At 72.8% G+C, this 17,949-nt stretch carries 1 protein-coding gene; it reads left to right on the top strand.

The annotated features are described in order from the left end of the window. Positions 1-156 precede the first annotated feature (156 nt). Positions 157-17,916, top strand: a complete 17,760-nt coding sequence (locus GPA10_RS09050; RefSeq protein WP_157165036.1) for a non-ribosomal peptide synthetase — start codon at positions 157-159, stop codon at positions 17,914-17,916. Positions 17,917-17,949 lie beyond the last annotated feature (33 nt).

The raw sequence follows: 17,949 nt of genomic DNA, 5'->3' as shown, positions 1-17,949 counted from the left end.
GCGAGAGCGCGAATTGAGCGGGCGGAAATCGAATGCACGGTCCGCAGATTCTTGTGAGTTTGTTGTGAATGCAGGGAACGAGGCCGCGTCGGCCCAAGCAATCGCCCAGCCCGGACTTGTCCTCGTCCGGGCCAGCCGAACAGGAGTGGCAAGTAAATGATCCCGTTGTCCTACGCGCAGCGTCGCCTGTGGTTCATCGACCGCTTCGAGGGGCCTTCGGCGACCTACAACGTCCCGTTCATGGTCAGGTTCACCGGCGCGCTGGACACGGACGCACTCACGGCGGCCGTTCACGACGTGGTGGTCAGGCACGAGAGCCTGCGCACCCTGATCGTCGAGACCCCCGACGGCGTGCCCGGCCAGGAAGCCGTCGCTCCCGAAGACCTGCGTCTGGACGTGCCGCTGGTGGAGGTGGCGGCAGAGGACCTGCGGGCCGCCGCGGAGCAGGTCGCCCACCGCCCGCTGATCCTCACCGAGGACCTGCCGCTGCGCGCGACGCTCTTCCGCACCGGCGCACAGGAGCACCACCTCCTCCTGCTGATCCACCACATCGCCGCCGACGGCGAGTCGGTGGGCCCGCTCGCCCGCGACCTCCTCGCCTGCTACACCGCGCGCAGCGAGGGCGCGGAGCCCGAACTGCCCGAGCTGCCCGTCCAGTACGCCGACTACACGCTGTGGCAGCGCGAGATGCTCGGCGACGAGAACGACCCCGAGAGCCTCCTCTCCGAGCAGCTCGGCTACTGGCACGACGAGTTGGCCGGGGTCCCGCAGCCGCTGCGCCTCTCCACGGACCGGCCGCGACCGCCGGTGGCGAGCCACCGCGGCGGCGGGCTGCGCTTCGCCGTGGAACCGGGTCTCCTGTCCCGCGTGGAGGAGGTCGCGCGCGCCGCCGACGTGACGCTGCCGATGGCCTTCCAGGCGGCGCTCGTGGTGACGTTGCAGCACCTCGGGGCGGGCGAGGACATCGCGATCGGCTCCACCATCGCGGGCCGCACCGACGACGACCTCGCCGAACTCGTCGGCTTCTTCGTCAACACCTGGGTACTGCGCACCGACCTGTCGGGAGCCCCGTCGTTCCTGGAGATCCTCTCCCAGGTGCGCACCAAGTCCCTGGCCGCGTACGACAACCAGGACGCGCCCTTCGAGCGCCTGGTGGAAGCGCTCAACCCGGAGCGCTCCACCGCCTACCACCCGCTGTTCCAGACGATGTTCACGTGGGAGGAGTCGGGCCTGTGGCACGACTTCGCACTGCCGGGGCTCCAGGTGCGCCTGGAGGCCCTCTCCACGCCGACCGCCAAGTTCGACCTGGAGTTCAACTACTTCGCGGACCCTGAAACCGGCGGTCTTGCGATCGTCCTGGAGTACGCCACGGACCTGTTCGACCGGTCCACGGCGGAAGCCGTCGCGGCGCGCCACCTCCGCGTCCTCGACCAGCTCGCGAACGCCCCGGACCGGCCGGTGGCCCTCACCGACGTCCTCGCGGCCGACGAGCGCGAGCTGGTGCTCCGCGGCTTCAACGACACCGTGGCGGAGACGCCCGAGCTGACGGTCCCGGGTCTGTTGGAGCGGCAGGTCGCCGCGGTGCCGGACGCCACCGCTGTCCTCTTCGGTGATCTGGAGCTGACGTACGCCGAGCTGGACGCGCGGGCCGAGCGCCTCGCCCGTGAGCTGGTCGCCCGTGGCGCGGGCCCCGAGACGATCGTGGGCCTGGCCCTGCCGCGCTCCGCCGACCTGGTCGTGGGCATGCTGGGCATCCTGAAGGCGGGCGCCGCCTACCTGCCGATCGACCCCAAGTACCCCAGCACGCGCCTGAACCACATCCTGTCCGACGCGGCCCCGCACGTGATCCTCACCAGCGCCGCGACCGCGGGTGTCCTGCCCGCATCCGACGTGCCGCACCTGTATGTGGAGGACGTCGACTTCGACGCTCCGGGACCTGACGTCCAGCGGGCCGTGGTGCGGCCTGCGAACGCCGCGTACGTGATGTACACCTCCGGTTCCACCGGTCTGCCCAAGGGCGTAACCGTCACCCATCGTGACGTGGTCAACGGTGTGCTGCGTCTTGCCGACTCCGTGGGCATCGGTGCCGGGACGCGTGTCCTGGCCGGTACTTCGGTGAACTTCGACGTCTCCGTCTTCGAGACCATCACCTGCCTCTCCGTCGGCGGGATCCTCGAAGTGGTCCGTGACGTGCTGGTGATCGGGGAGCGGGGCGGCTGGAGCGGCGGCGTCATCAGTACGGTGCCGTCGGTGTTCGCCGAGCTTCTCGACCAGGTCGGCGGAAAGATCGAGGCCGAGGCGGTGGTGTTCGCCGGTGAGGCGTTGCCGGCCGCTCTGGTCGAGCGGGTGCGGGAGGCGATCCCGGGTGTCCGGGTGGTCAACGCGTACGGTCAGACCGAGTCGTTCTACGCGACGACCTTCACCGCCGACGAGTCGTGGACGGGCACGGCGAGCGCGCCGATCGGTTCGCCGCTCGGCAACATGCGCACCTACGTCCTCGGCCCCGGGCTCGTTCCTGTACCCGTCGGTGTCGTGGGGGAGCTCTATGTGGCGGGCAACGTCGCGCGCGGCTACTTCGGGCGGACCGCGCTGACCGCCGAACGCTTCGTGGCCGACCCCTACGGCCCGCCGGGCTCCCGCATGTACCGCACGGGCGACCTCGCCCGCTGGACGCGCGCAGGCTGCCTGGAGTACGTGGGCCGTGACGACGCGCAGGTCAAGGTGCGCGGCTTCCGTATCGAGCCCGGCGAGATCGAGGCGGCGCTGACCGCGCACCCGGGTGTGGCGCAGGCCGTCGTGGTCACCCACCAGGGCCGCGGCTCCACCCAGCTCGTCGGCTACGTCGTACCGCAGGGAGCCGAGGAGTCGGGCCTCGGCTCGGTGGAGAGCCTCGGCGATCTGGAGATCGACCTCAGGGCCACCGTGTCGTCGCGCGAGCTGCGGAAGTTCGTGTCCGGCAGGCTGCCGGAGTTCATGGTGCCCTCCCTGTTCGTGATGCTGGACCGGCTGCCGCTCGCCCTGAACGGCAAGCTGGACCGCAAGGCCCTGCCCGAGCCGGAGTACACCGCCACGACCTATCGCGCCCCGCGCACTCCGGTGGAGGAGGTCCTCGCCGGGGTGTACGCCGAGGTCCTGGGTCTGGACCGGGTCGGTATCGACGACGACTTCTTCGCCGTCGGCGGTGACTCGATCCGCTCCATCCAGGTCGTCTCGCGGGCCCGCGCGCAGGGTGTGGAGGTGACCCCGCGGCAGATCTTCGAGCACCGCACCGTCGTCGACCTGGCGGAGGAGGCGGAGAAGGGCGTCGCGGCCGGGCCGGTCCTGGAGGAGCTGGAGGGCGGCGGCGTCGGGTTCGTGCCGCTGCTGCCCATCGGCCACTACCTGGCCGAACTGGGCGGCGACCACGACCGGTTCACCATGTCGATGACCGTCGACCTGCCCGCGGGCATCCACGAGGCGGGCCTGAACGCCGTCCTGTCAGCCGTCGTCGACCGGCACGACATGCTCCGCTCCAGGCTGGTGCTCACGGGCGGAACAGGCGGCCCGGCCGGTACCGGTGGTGCCAACGCCAACGCCAACAGCAACAGCAACAGCAACAGCAACGGCAACGGCAGCGGCCTCGAAGTCGGCGCCCCCGGCACCGTCGACATCGCCTCCCTCATCCACCGCGTGACCTGGACGGAACCCTGGGACGAGCACTGGCACCGGCGCGCCGCCGCGGAGGTGGCGGCCGCCGCGGACCGGCTCGACGCCGAGGCCGGGGTCATGGCGCAGTTCGTGTGGTTCGATGCGGGCACCGCGACCACCGGACGGCTCCTGCTGGTCCTGCACCACTTCGCCGTCGACGGCGTGTCCTGGCGCATCCTGCTGCCCGACCTCGCCGACGCCTGGCGGCAGGTCCGCGACGGCCGCGCGCCGGAACTCGCCGAGGTCGCCACCTCCGCGCGGCGCTGGGCACACGCCCTGGTCGAGGAGGCCGCGTCCGGGACGCGGACGGCGGAACTCGCGCTGTGGCGCTCCGTCGTCTCCGGGCCCGACCCGGACCTCGGCCGGCGCCCGTTCGACCCCGCCGTGGACGTGATGTCCACCGTCGAGTCCGTCCACATGGACCTGCCCGTCGCCGCCACCGAGTCGCTCCTGACGACCCTGCCCGCCGCCTACCGCGGCAGCGTCAACGACGGCCTGCTCGCCGCCCTCGCGCTCGCCGTCGCCAAGTGGCGCAAGCAGCGCGGCGTCGCCGACAGCGAGGCATCCTCGCTGCTGCTGCGCCTCGAAGGCCACGGCCGTGAGGAGGCGGCGGCGCCCGGCGCCGACCTGTCCCGCACCGTCGGCTGGTTCACCAGCATGTTCCCCGTCCGCCTCGACGTGGCGGGAGCCGACCTCGGCGAGGCGCTCGCGGGCGGCGCGGCCGCGGGCCGGGCCGTCAAGGCCGTCAAGGAACAGCTCCTCGCCGTCCCCGACAAGGGCATCGGCTACGGCCTCCTGCGCCACCTCAACCCGGAGACCGCGGAGATCCTCGCCCGGCACGCGTCCGGCCAGATCTCCTTCAACTACCTGGGCCGCTACGCGGGCGCGGCCAACATGCCGGAGAACCTCCGCGGCCTCGGCTTCACCCAGGTCGAGGGCACCACGGAACTCATGGCCGCCCCGGACCCGGCCATGCCCGCCCTCGCGACCCTGGCCGTGAGCGCCTACGTCACCGACACCGCGGCGGGCCCCCGCCTCGACGCCCGCCTCGACTTCCCCGCCGGGCTGCTCGCCGCCGCCGACGTCGAGGAGCTCGCCGCGCTGTGGCGCACCGCCCTCGAAGGCCTCGCCCGGCACGCCGCCGAGCCCGGCGCGGGCGGCCTGACCCCGTCCGACGTGCCGCTGGTCAGCACCGACCAGGCCGAACTCGAACGGTGGGAGGAGACGTACCCGGGCCTCGTCGACGTCTGGCCGCTGACCGCCATGCAGGACGGCCTGCTGTTCCACGCCGAACTGGCCGGCGCCGACTTCGACGCCTACCAGATGCAACTCGCCCTCCACCTCGCGGGCGAGGTCGACCCGCGGCGGATGCGCGCCGCGGGCCAGGCGCTCCTGGACCGCTACCCCAACCTGCGGGCCGGGTTCGTCCTCGACACCGCGGGCGAACGCGTCCAGGTCGTCGCCGAGCACGTCGCCCTGCCCTGGCAGGAGTACGACTTCAGCGACCTGCCCGAAGCGGAGCGCGACGCCCGCCTCAAGCAGCACCTGGCCACGGAACACGCCACCCACTTCGACCTGAGCGCCGCACCGCTGGTGCGGATGTCCCTCGTCAAGCTGGCCGACGACAAGTGGGACCTGGTCCTCACCGCCCACCACGTCCTCTTCGACGGCTGGTCGGTGCCCATCGTCCTCCAGGACCTGCTGCGCCTGTACGGCTCCGCGGGCGACGCCTCCGAGCTGCCGCGGGCCCGCAGCTACCGCGACTTCCTCGCCTGGCTGTCCCGGCGCGACCGCGCCGACGCGGCCCGCGCCTGGGCCGGGGAACTCGCCGGCATCGAGGCGCCCACCCTGCTGTCCACCGGCCGCGTCGAAGCGGAGGCCGAGGCCATCGGCCAGGTCGACGTGGAGCTGTCCCCGACGGCCGCCCGCGAACTCGCCCGCAGGGCGGCCGAGCTCGGCGTCACCCAGAACACCCTGATCCAGGGCGCCTGGGCAGTCGTGCTCGCCGGTCTCACCGGCCGCCAGGACGTCGTGTTCGGCGCCACCGTGTCCGGCCGCCCCCCGCAGGTGACGGGCGTCGACGACATGGTCGGCCTGTTCATCAACACCCTGCCCGTGCGCGTCGACTGCACGCCGTCCGCCACCCTGCGCGGCGTGCTCGGCGACCTCCAGGAGCGGCAGAGCCGCCTCATGGACCACCACCACCACGGTCTTCTCCAGATCCACCAGGCCATGGGCCTGCACGTCCTGTTCGACAGCATCGTCGGCTTCGAGTCCTTCCCCATGGACGCCGTCGCCCTCACCGAGGCCAACACGGCATCGGGCATCGAACTCACCGGCGTCAGCCCGTCGAGCGGCGCGCACTACTCGCTGGTCGTCATGGCCTTCGCCGAGCCGCACCTCAAGGTGGCCCTCCAGTACCAGCACCACCTCTTCGCACGGGAGCGGGTCGCCGACATCGCCGCTCGCCTCGGCCGCGTGCTCGACCTCCTGGTGACCGACCCGGACACCCCGGTGGCGGCCCTCGGCCTCCTCGACCAGGGCGAGCGCACCCGTGTCCTCGTCGAGTGGAACGACACCGCCGTCCCCGCGGCGGGCCGTACCGTGCCCGTGACGTTCCAGGCGCAGGCCGCCCGCACACCGGACGCCACCGCGATCCAGGACGGCACGCGGTCCCTGACGTACCGGGAGGTCGACGAGCGGGCGAACCGGCTCGCCCGGCTCCTCACCGCGCGGGGCGTGGGCCAGGACTCGGTGGTCGGCCTCGCCCTGCCGCGCTCCGCGGCGCAGGTCGTCGCCGTCGTCGCCGTCCTCAAGGCGGGCGGCACCTATCTGCCCGTCGACCCCGAGTACCCCGCCGAGCGCCTCGCCTTCATGCTGCGCGACGCCGACCCCGCCCTCGTCCTCACCGACACCGCGATCGCGGCCGGACTGCCGCGCGGCGGCTGCCCGTACGTGGTGCTCGACGACCCCGCCGTCGAGCGGGAGCTCGCCGCCGCCCCGGCGGGTCCGCCGCCCGAGGCGGCCCGCGGCCACGAGGACCAGCTCGCGTACGTGATGTACACGTCCGGCTCGACCGGCACCCCGAAGGGCGTCGGCGTCACGCACCGCGGCGTGGTCGGTCTCGCGGCGGACCGCGCCTACGAGGGCGACCGGCACGAGCGCGTCCTGATGCACTCCGCGCAGGCCTTCGACGCCTCCACCTACGAACTGTGGGTGCCGCTCCTGAACGGCGGCACCGTCGTCGTCGCCCCGCCCGGACGCCTCGACGCGACCGCGCTCGCCCACGTGATCGCCGAGCAGCGGGTGACCGCGCTCCTCGTCGCCGCGGGCCTCTTCAAGGTCGTCGCCGACGAGATGCCCGAGGCCTTCACCGGCGTCCGCGAGGTGTGGTCCGGCGGCGACGTGGTGCCGCCGGCCGCCGTGTCCAGGGTCATGGCCGCCTGCCCCGGTATCAGGGTCGTGGACGCCTACGGCCCGACCGAGGCCACGATGGCCGCCTCCGTGCACCCCATGGACACCACCGACGACATCGGCCCCGTCGTGCCCATCGGCCGCCCCCTGGACAACACCCGTGTGTACGTACTCGACTCGGCGCTGCGGCCGGTGCTCCCCGGGGTGCCCGGCGAGCTGTACGTAGCCGGGGAGCGGCTCGCCCGCGGCTATCTGAACCGGCACGCCCTGACCGCCGAACGCTTCGTCGCCTGCCCCTTCGGCGGGACCGGCGAGCGCATGTACCGCACCGGTGACGTCGTGGCGTGGACGCCGGAGGGCCGCCTGGTCTTCCAGGGCCGCGCCGACACACAGGTCAAGGTGCGGGGCTTCCGCATCGAGCCCGGCGAGGTCGAGGCCGCCCTCGTCGGCCACCCCGGCGTCGCCCAGGCCGTGGTGACCGTCAGCGAGGACACCGCCGGTGAGCGGCGCCTCGCCGGTTACGTGGTGCCGCTCCTCGACGGCACCGACCACAGCCAGGAGGCCGAGCAGCAGGTCGACGAGTGGGAGCAGATCTACGACCAGGTGTACTCCGCCGCCGACACCGTCTGGGGCGAGGACTTCACCGGCTGGGACTCCAGCTACTCCGGCCGCCCCATCGCCCTGCACGAGATGCGGGACTGGCGTGACGCCGCCGTCGGACAGATCACCCGCCAGGGCCCCCGCCGCGTCCTCGAACTCGGCGTGGGATCGGGCCTGCTGATGGCGCACCTCCTCGCCGACGTGGCGGAGTACTGGGCCACGGACCTGTCCTCGCAGGTCGTCCAGCGCCTCACCGCCGAGGTCGAGCAGGCCGGACACGCCGGCAAGGTCACCCTGCGCCACCAGCTGGCCGACGACGTCACCGGGCTCCCGCAGGGCCACTTCGACACGGTCGTCCTCAACTCGGTCATCCAGTACTTCCCCGACGCCGACTACCTCGACCAGGTGCTCGCCCAGGCCTTCGACCTGCTCGCCCCCGGCGGGCGGATCGTGGTGGGCGACGTGCGCAACGCCGCCACCCTGCCGCTGTTCCGTACCGGAGTGCAGCGCGCCCACCACCCCGAGGCGCCGCCCTCGGTGGCGCGCGCCGCCATCGCCCGCTCCATGCTGATGGAGCAGGAACTGGTCCTCGACCCGGAGTGGTTCACGCGCTGGGCCGAGCGGCACGGCGCGGCCGGCGCGGACATCCGCCTCAAGCCGGGCGCCGCGCACAACGAACTCACCCGGCACCGCTACGAGATCGTCCTGCACAAGGCACCCGCCGACGTCGTCGACCTGAGCGGCGTCCCCGTCGTCCACTGGGGCCGTCAGGCCGGTGACCTGCGCGGCCTGGCCCAGCTCTGCCGCAGCACGGAGGGCGGGCCCGTCCTGCGCGTGGCGCGCGTACCCAACGCACGCCTCACGGGTGAGGTCGCCATGGCCGTCGAGGCCGGGGTGATGGACGCGCCCGCGGTCTCGGGCCCTCCGGTGGACCCGCAGGACCTGCGGGACTGGGCGGACGAGCACGGCCACGGCCTGCTCCTGACCTGGTCGGCGCAGGCCACCGAGTGCTTCGACGCGCTCGTCTTCATCGGCGGCCCGGTGCCCGAGGGGCCGCTCACCGGGGGCTTCGTGCCCTCGCACCGTGCGGACCGGACGCTCGCCAGCGACCCGGCGGCGGCGGGCCGCATCGGCACCCTCGTCGGCGACCTGCGCGGCTGGCTCCAGGAGCGGCTGCCCGCGCACCTCGTCCCCGCGTCGGTCGTGGCCATCGCCGAGGTGCCGCTGACCGCCAACGGCAAGCTGGACCACAGGGCGCTGCCCGCACCCGACTTCGCCGCGGTGGCCACCGGCCGGGCGCCGCGCACCCCGCAGGAAGAGCTCCTGTGCGGTCTGTTCGCCGAGGTCCTCGGCCTGGACCGGGTCGGCATCGACGACGACTTCTTCACCCTCGGCGGCCACTCCCTGCTCGCCACCCGGCTCGTCAGCCGCATCCGTGCCGTCCTCGGCGTCGAACTGCCCATCCGGGTCGTGTTCGCCGCGCCCAGCGTCGTGGACCTCGTCGGCCACCTCGGCCGCGGGGACCGGGTGCGGCCGCCGCTGACCCGGGTCGAGCCCCGCCCGGACCTGGTGCCGCTGTCCTTCGCCCAGCGCCGCCTGTGGTTCATCGACAAGTTCGAGGGGCCGTCCTCGACGTACAACGCGCCCTTCCCGCTGCGCCTGACCGGCGAGGTGGACACCGACGCGCTCGCCGCCGCGGTGCAGGACGTGGTCACCCGGCACGAGAGCCTGCGCACCGTGTTCGCGGAGGACGACGGCGGCGTGCCGCACCAGCGGGTGCTGCCCGCCGCCGAGGCCAGGATCGACGTGCCCGTCGTCGATGTCGCCCCCGCCGACGTGGCGGACGCGATCGCGGAGTTCGCGGCCCACCGCTTCGACCTGGCCGGGCACATCCCCGTGAAGGCGGTCCTGCTGCGGGCGGCCGCACAGGACCACGTTCTGATCCTGATGACCCATCACATCGCGAGCGACGGCTCGTCGATGACCCCCATGGCCCGTGACCTGGCGACCGCCTACACCGCGCGCCTGGCGGGGCAGGCGCCGCGCTGGGCGGAGCTGCCCGCCCAGTACGTGGACTACACGCTGTGGCAGCGCGACCTGCTCGGCGACGAGGACGACCCCGAGAGCCTGCTGTCCGCGCAGTTCGGCTACTGGCGCGAGGAGCTGGCGGGGGTGCCGCAGCCGCTGCGGCTGCCCACGGACCGGCCGCGCCCGCCGCAGGCCGGCCACCGCGGCGAGGCCGTCGAGTTCGCGGTCGCCCCCGGCACCGCGGCGGCCGTCGAGGAGCTGGCCCGTGAGCGCGGCGCCACCGTGTCGATCGTCCTGGAGGCCGCGCTCGCCGTGCTCCTGCACGGCCTCGGCGGCGGGGACGACATCACCATCGGCTCCCCGATCGCCAACCGCACCGACGAGAACCTCACCGACATGGTCGGCTTCTTCGTCAACACCTGGGTGCTGCGCGCCCGCCTCGCGGGCAACCCGGCCTTCACCGACGTCCTCGACCAAGTGCGCACCAAGTCCCTGGCCGCGTACGACAACCAGGACGTGCCCTTCGAGCGCCTGGTGGAGGAACTCAACCCGGACCGCTCCACCGCCTACTCGCCGCTGTTCCAGGTGATGTTCGCCTGGCAGAACTTCAGCCGTGAGGACTTCGAACTCCCCGGCGTACAGGTGGAGTTCGAGCGGCTGCGGGGCGAGACCGCGAAGTTCGACCTGTTCTTCAACATGGGCGACCTGCCAGGGCTCGGAGTCATGGGCTCGCTGGAGTTCGCCACGGACCTGTTCGACGCTGCCACCGCCCGCAAGATCGCCGACCGGTTCGTGCGGCTGCTCGACGGGCTCGCGGCGGATCCCACCCGGCGCATCGGCTCCGTCGAACTCGTCGAACCCGCCGAGCGGGAACTGGTGCTGCACGGCCTCAACGACACCACTGCCGAGACGCCCGCCCTGACCGTCCCCGGCCTCGTCGCCCGGCAGGCCGCGGCCACCCCCGACGCCGTCGCCGTGGTCCACGGCGACCAGCACCTCACGTACGCGGACCTGGAGGCCAGGGCCACGTGCCTCGCCGCCGAACTCGCCGGTCGGGGAGTCGGCACGGAATCGGTCGTGGGCCTGGCCCTGCCGCGCTCCGCCGACCTGGTCGTGGGCATGCTGGGCATCCTGAAGGCGGGCGCCGCCTACCTGCCGATCGACCCCAAGTACCCGAGCACGCGCCTCGACTTCATCCTCGACGACGCCGCGCCGCAGCTCGTCCTCACCGACGCCGACACCGTCGGCGTCCTGCCCGACAGCGGCGTCCCGCACCTGTTCATCGACGACGTCGACCTCACCGGCACCGCGGACCACGCCGTCCCGGACGGCCCGCGCCCCGACCACATCGCGTACGTGATGTACACCTCCGGCTCCACCGGCACCCCCAAGGGTGTCGCGATCACCCACCACAACGTGGTGAACGGAGCGCTGCGCCTCGTCGACGCGGTGGGCGTGGGCGCGGGGACGCGGATGCTCGCGGGCACGTCGGTGAACTTCGACGTCTCCGTCTTCGAGACGGTGACGACGCTCGCGGTGGGCGGCACCCTCGAAGTGGTCCGTGACGTGCTGGTGATCGGGGAGCGGGGCGGCTGGAGCGGCGGTGTCATCAGTACGGTGCCGTCGGTGTTCGCGGAGCTGCTGGACCAGGTCGGCGGGAAGATCGAGGCCGAGGCGGTGGTGTTCGCCGGTGAGGCGTTGCCGGCCGCTCTGGTCGAGCGGGTGCGGGAGGCGATCCCGGGTGTCCGGGTGGTCAACGCGTACGGTCAGACCGAGTCGTTCTACGCGACGACCTTCACCGCCGACGAGTCGTGGACGGGCACGGCGAGCGCGCCGATCGGTTCGCCGCTCGGCAACATGCGCACCTACGTCCTCGGCCCCGGGCTCGTTCCCGTACCCGTCGGTGTCGTGGGGGAGCTCTATGTGGCGGGCAACGTCGCGCGCGGCTACTTCGGGCGGACCGCGCTGACCGCCGAACGCTTCGTGGCCGACCCCTACGGCCCGCCCGGCGCCCGGATGTACCGCACGGGCGACCTGGCGCGGTGGACGTCCGAGGGCCGCCTGGAGTACGCGGGCCGCGACGACGCGCAGGTCAAGGTGCGCGGTTTCCGTATCGAGCCCGGGGAGATCGAGGCCGCCCTGACGCAGCACCGCAACGTCGCCCAGGCCGTGGTGACCACCCGTCAGGTGGGGGGCAGCACCCAGCTCGTCGGCTATGTGGTGCCGGTCGGTGCCGCCGAGGCCGAAGCGGACGACAGCGTGGACCTGACGGCCGGGGTCTCCGCCAAGGAGCTGCGCAGGTTCGCCGGCGACCGGCTGCCCGAGTTCATGGTGCCCGCCGTCTTCGTGCTCCTGGACCGGCTGCCGCTCGCACCCAACGGAAAGCTGGACCGCGCCGCGCTGCCCGAGCCGGAGTTCACCGGCGGCGCCTACCGTGCCCCGCGCACCCCGGCCGAGCGGGTGCTCGCCGGTGTTTACGCCGAGGTCCTCGGCCTGGACCGGGTCGGTGTCGACGACGACTTCTTCGCCGTCGGCGGCGACTCCATCCGCTCCATCCAGGTGGTCTCCCGCGCCCGCGCCCAGGGCGTCGAGGTGACCCCGCGGCAGATCTTCGAGCACCGCACGGTCGCCGACCTCGCCGAGGCCGCCCAGGACGGCGCCGGACACGGCACCGCCCTGGAGGAACTGGAGGGCGGCGGCACCGGCACCATGCCGCTGCTGCCCATCGCCCGGCACATCACCGAACTGGGCGGCGGGCACGACCGGTTCGCGATGTCCACCGTGCTCGACCTGCCCCCGGGCATCGACGAGCCCGGCCTCCTCGCCACCCTCCGCACCGTCGTCGACCACCACGACGTGCTGCGCGCCGAACTGCGCACCGAGGGCGACGGCGCCCTGGAGGTCACCGCACCCGGCACGGTCGACGTGGCGGCGCTCGTGCGCCGGGTGGAGTGCGACGGCCGCTGGGACACCCCCGCCTGGCAGGAGCTGGCCGCCGCCGAACTGCACGCCGCCACCGGCCGCCTGGCCCCGAAGGCCGGAGTGATGGCCCAGTTCGTCTGGTTCGACACGACGGACGCCGCCGAGCGCACGGCCGGTGTCGAGGACGCGACCGGTGCCGAGCGCACTGCCAGTGCCCAGGACGTGACCGGCGCCGAGGACGTGACCGGTGCCGAGGACGTGACCGGCAGCGCGGACGGAACCCGTGCCGCGACCACCGGCGACGCCGCCCCCGGCCGCCTGATCGTCGTCCTGCACCACCTCGCCGTCGACGGCGTCTCCTGGCGCATCCTGCTCCCGGACCTCGCCCAGGCCTGGGACCAGGTACGGGAGGGCCGCACCCCCGAGCTCGCCGCCGTCGGCACCTCCGTGCGCCGCTGGTCGCACGCCCTCGCCGAGGCAGCGTGCACCCCGGAGCGGGAGGCCGAACTCCCCCTGTGGCGGCGCGTGGTGGAGGGCCCCGACCCGCGTATCGGCCACCGGGCGTTCGACCCGGCGGTGGATGTGCGGTCCACCGTGGAGACCGTACGCGTCGACCTGCCCGCGACCGCCACCGAGACGCTCCTGACGACGCTGCCCGCCGCGTTCCACGGCGGAGTCAACGACGGCCTGCTGGCCGGGCTCGCCCTCGCCGTGACCAAGTGGCGCGGATCCCGGGGCGTCGCGGCGGGCGAGGCGTCCTCGACGCTGATCAAGCTGGAGGGCCACGGCCGCGAGGAGCACGCCGCGCCCGGCGCCGACCTGTCGCGGACCATGGGCTGGTTCACCAGCATGTTCCCCGTGCGCCTCGACGTCGGCGGCTTCGACGTCGACCAGGCACTCGCCGGTGGCGCCGCAGCGGGCGGCGTGGTCAAGGCCGTCAAGGAACAGCTCCACGCGATCCCCGACAAGGGCATCGGCTACGGCATGCTCCGCCACCTCAACCCTCGTACGGCGGAGGTCCTCGCGGCCCACGACACCGGGCAGATCTCCTTCAACTACCTGGGCCGCTTCGCCGCCGACGACATGCCGGAGGACCTGCGGGGCCTCGGCTGGACCGTGGCCGCGGGCGCCGACGGTCTCTTCGCCGAGCCGGACGCCGACATGCCGGCCCTGGCGACGGTGGAGGTCACCGCGTACGTCACCGACACCGCCGAAGGGCCGCGCCTCACCGCCCGCATCGGCTTCCCCGGCGGGCTGCTCGCCGCGGCGGAGGCGCAGGAGCTCGCCGACCTGTGGTGCACCGCACTCGAAGGCCTCGCCCGGCACGCCGCCGAGCCGGGCGCGGGCGGCCTGACACCGTCGGACGTACCTCTGGTGACGGTCGGGCAGCGCGACATCGAGGGCTGGGAGAAGCAGTACCCCGGCGTGGTGGACGTGTGGCCGCTGACCGCCATGCAGTCAGGACTGCTGTTCCAGAGCAGGATGACCGGCACCGGCTTCGACGCCTACCAGATGCAGCTCGCCTTCCACCTCGCGGGCGCCGTCGACCCGCGGCGGATGCGGGCGGCCGGACAGGCGCTCCTGGACCGGCACGAGAACCTGCGCACCGCGTTCGTGACCAGCGCCGCGGGCCAGGAGGTCCAGCTCGTCCTCGAACGGGCCGAACTGCCGTGGCGGGAGACCGACCTCAGCCGGCTGCCGGAGGCCGAGCGGGAGGCCGCCCTGGAGGAGTTCCTCGCCGCCGACCACGCCGCGCACTTCGACCCGGCCGCACCGCCGATGCTGCGCATGTCCCTGATCCGCATGGACACCGAACGCCACGAGCTGGTGTTCACCGCCCACCACGCGCTGTACGACGGCTGGTCGCTGCCGCTCCTGATGCAGGACCTGATCCTGCTGTACGGCTCCCACGGGGACGCGGGACAGCTGGAGCGGGTGCGCGGCTACCGGGACTTCCTCACCTGGCTGGACCGCCAGGACCGGGAGGAGGCCGCCCGTGCCTGGGCGGCCGAACTGGCGGGCGTGGACGAGCCGACCCTCGTCGCCCCGCACGCGGCACAGTCGGCCGGTGGCGAGCTCGGGGGCGCCGATGTCGAACTCGGCGGCGACACCGCCCGTCGCCTCACCCGGCGCGCGGCCGAGCTCGGCATCACCCTCAACACCCTGGTCCAGGGCGTCTGGGGGGTGCTGCTCAGCCATCTGACCGGCCGCCAGGACGTGGTGTTCGGTGCCACGGTGTCGGGCCGCCCGCCGCAGGTGCCGGGCGTCGACGAGATGGTGGGCCTGTTCATCAACAGCCTGCCGGTACGGGTACGGCCCACGCCCCGCCGCACCCTGGGCGACCTGCTCGTCGAGGTGCAGGAACGGCAGGGCGCGCTCCTCGACCACCACCACTTCGCGCTCGCGGAGATCCAGGAGAGCACCGGCCTCGGCACCCTGTTCGACACCCTGGTGGTCTTCGAGTCCTACCCGGTCGACCGGGCCGGGCTCGACGAGGCCCACAGCGTCGCCGGGATCACCGTCACCGGCATCCGTCCGCAGTCGGGCACCCACTACCCGCTGACGCTGGGAGCCAGCGCCGACCCGCACCTGCGCCTGGGGCTCCAGTACCGGGACGACCTGTTCACGGAGGCGGAGGCACAGCGGATCGCGGCCCGGCTCGGCCGGATCCTCGACCGGCTCGCCGACGACCCGCACACGCCGCTCGCCGCTCTCGACGTCCTGGACGAGGACGAGCGCGACCTCGTCGTCAACCGGTTCAACGACACGGCGCGGGAACTGCCCGAGCGGACCCTCACCCAGCTCGTCGAGGAGCAGGCAGCGCAGCAGCCGGAGGCACTCGCGGTGGTCTGCGGCGCACAGCGGCTGACCTACGGGCAGGTGAACGAGCGCGCCAACCGGCTCGCCCGGGACTTCGCGGGCCGCGGCATCGGCCCCGACGACACCGTGGCCGTGGTCCTGCCGCGCACCCCCGACCTCGTGGTCGCCCTCCTCGCCGTGATCAAGTCCGGTGCCGCCTATGTGCCGATCGACCCGAACTACCCGAGCGCACGCCTGGAGCACATCCTGGCCACCGCCGCGCCCCGCCTGATCGTCACCGACACGACGGCGGCCGGGGTGCTCCCCGAGCGGCACAGCTCGGGCACCGAGCTGCTGCACGTCGACCGGGTGGACGTCTCCGGGTACCCCGGCACCGACCTGGCCGACAGCGAGCGCACCCGTGCCCTGCACCAGGGCCACCTCGTCTACCAGGTGTACACCTCGGGTTCGACGGGCCTGCCCAAGGGTGTCGGCATCACCCACGCCAACCTGGTCAACGCCCTGGACGGCCTGGTCAGGCAGGTGGGTGTCGCGCCGGGCTGGAGGATGCTGGCCAGTACGTCGATCGGCTTCGACGTGGCGGCGTTCGAGCTGTTCTCGACGCTCACCACGGGCGGCACCGTGGAGCTCGTCCGCGACGTCCTGGCTCTGGCGGAGCGGGATGCCTGGGACGTGGACGTGATCAGTTCGGTGCCGTCGGCCTTCGCGGAGCTGGTGGATCAGCTCGGTGACCGGGTCCGGCCGAAGTCCCTCGTCTTCGCCGGTGAGGCGCTCACTCCGGCCTTGGTGGAGCGGGTCCGGGCGAACTGGCCCGAGGCACGCATCGTCAACGGTTACGGTCCGAGTGAGACGTTCTATGTGACGGCTCATGGTCTGGATGCCGGACGTGAGTACGTCTCGGGTGTGCCGATCGGTGGTCCGCTGGGGAACCTGCGGGCGTACATCCTGGGCCCGGGTCTGACGCCGACGGCGCCGGGTGCGGTGGGTGAGCTGTACATGGCCGGAGCGGGCGTGGGTCGTGGCTATCACAACCGCCCGGCGCTGACCGCGGAGCGTTTCGTGGCCGATCCGTTCGGCGGGGCCGGGGCGCGTATGTACCGCACGGGTGACCTGGCGCGCTGGGACGAGGACGGTGAGCTGGAGTACGTCGGGCGTGCGGACTCGCAGGTGAAGATCCGCGGGTTCCGTATCGAGCCGGGTGAGGTCGAGGCGGCGGTGGCCGCGCACCCGAAGGTGGCGCAGGCCGCGGTGGTCGCGCGGACCAGCGCGGGCAGCAAGCAGCTGGTCGCGTACGCGGTGCCGGCGCCGGACGCGGTGGATGTGACCGTGGGTGAGCTGCGGGAGTTCGTGGCGGCGAAGTTGCCGGAGTTCATGGTGCCTGCGGCGTTCGTGGTCCTGGACCGGCTGCCGCTGTCGCCGAACGGGAAGCTGGACCAGCGGGCGCTCCCGGCGCCGGAGTTGACGGGTTCGGCGGCCTACCGGGCGCCGCGTTCGCCGCAGGAAGAGGTTCTGGCGGGTCTGTTCGCGGACGTGCTCGGGGTGGAGAAGGTCGGGATCGACGACAACTTCTTCGACCTGGGTGGCCACTCCCTGCGGGCGACACGTCTGGTGAGCCGGATCCGCACGGTCCTGATGCTGGACGTGCCGATGCGGGTCGTCTTCCAGGCCCCGACCGTCGCCGGGCTGATGGAGTATCTGATGTCCGGGGACGAGACCGCCTCCGGGTACACCGACCCCTACGGGGTGGTGCTGCCCCTGAAGACCGGCGGCTCCGAGGGCACCGTGTGGTTCATCCACCCCGGCATCGGCCTGTGCTGGTCCTACCTGGGATTCGCCGTGCAGCTCGGGGACCGGCCCGTGTACGCCGTCCAGGCGCGCGGCTTCGACGGCTCACCGCGGCCCACGTCCGTCGAGGAGATGGTGACCGACTACACGGAGCAGATCCTCGGCGTGCAGCCCGAGGGCCCCTTCCGCCTCGTCGGCCACTCCATCGGCGGCACCCTCGGGCACGCCGTCGCCGCGGAACTCCAGCGGCGCGGGCACCAGGTGGACCTGCTGGCCCTCCTGGACTCCGTACCGAGTGTCTGGTTCGCGCGGAACAGCGGGGAGAACGACCTCCAGCTCTCCGAGGCCCGGGAGTTCCTCCTGGACTATCTGCCGGACCCGGGCGGCGACGCCACGGCCGACCGGGAGGCCCTCGCCGAGAACGGCGCCGCGCTCATGGTCGACCACGTCACGATGATGCGGGACTACCCGGCCCCGCAGTACCGCGGAGACGTGCTCTTCTTCAACGCGACCCTGAATCCCGACGAGTCGTACGTGAGCCAGTGGGAGCCCTACATCCAGGGCGGGATAACGGAATTCGACATCGAGGCCACCCACTTCGGGTTGAACTCACCGGAGCCCGCGGCCGAAATCTGCAAGATCATCAATCGTCATCTGTGAACGTCTCCGAACATCCGTGAGCACAGGGAGCCC

It is taken from the genome of Streptomyces typhae, from assembly GCF_009755605.1.
Taxonomy (GTDB): domain Bacteria; phylum Actinomycetota; class Actinomycetes; order Streptomycetales; family Streptomycetaceae; genus Streptomyces; species Streptomyces typhae.
This window is presented reverse-complemented; position numbering and strand designations above follow the sequence as displayed.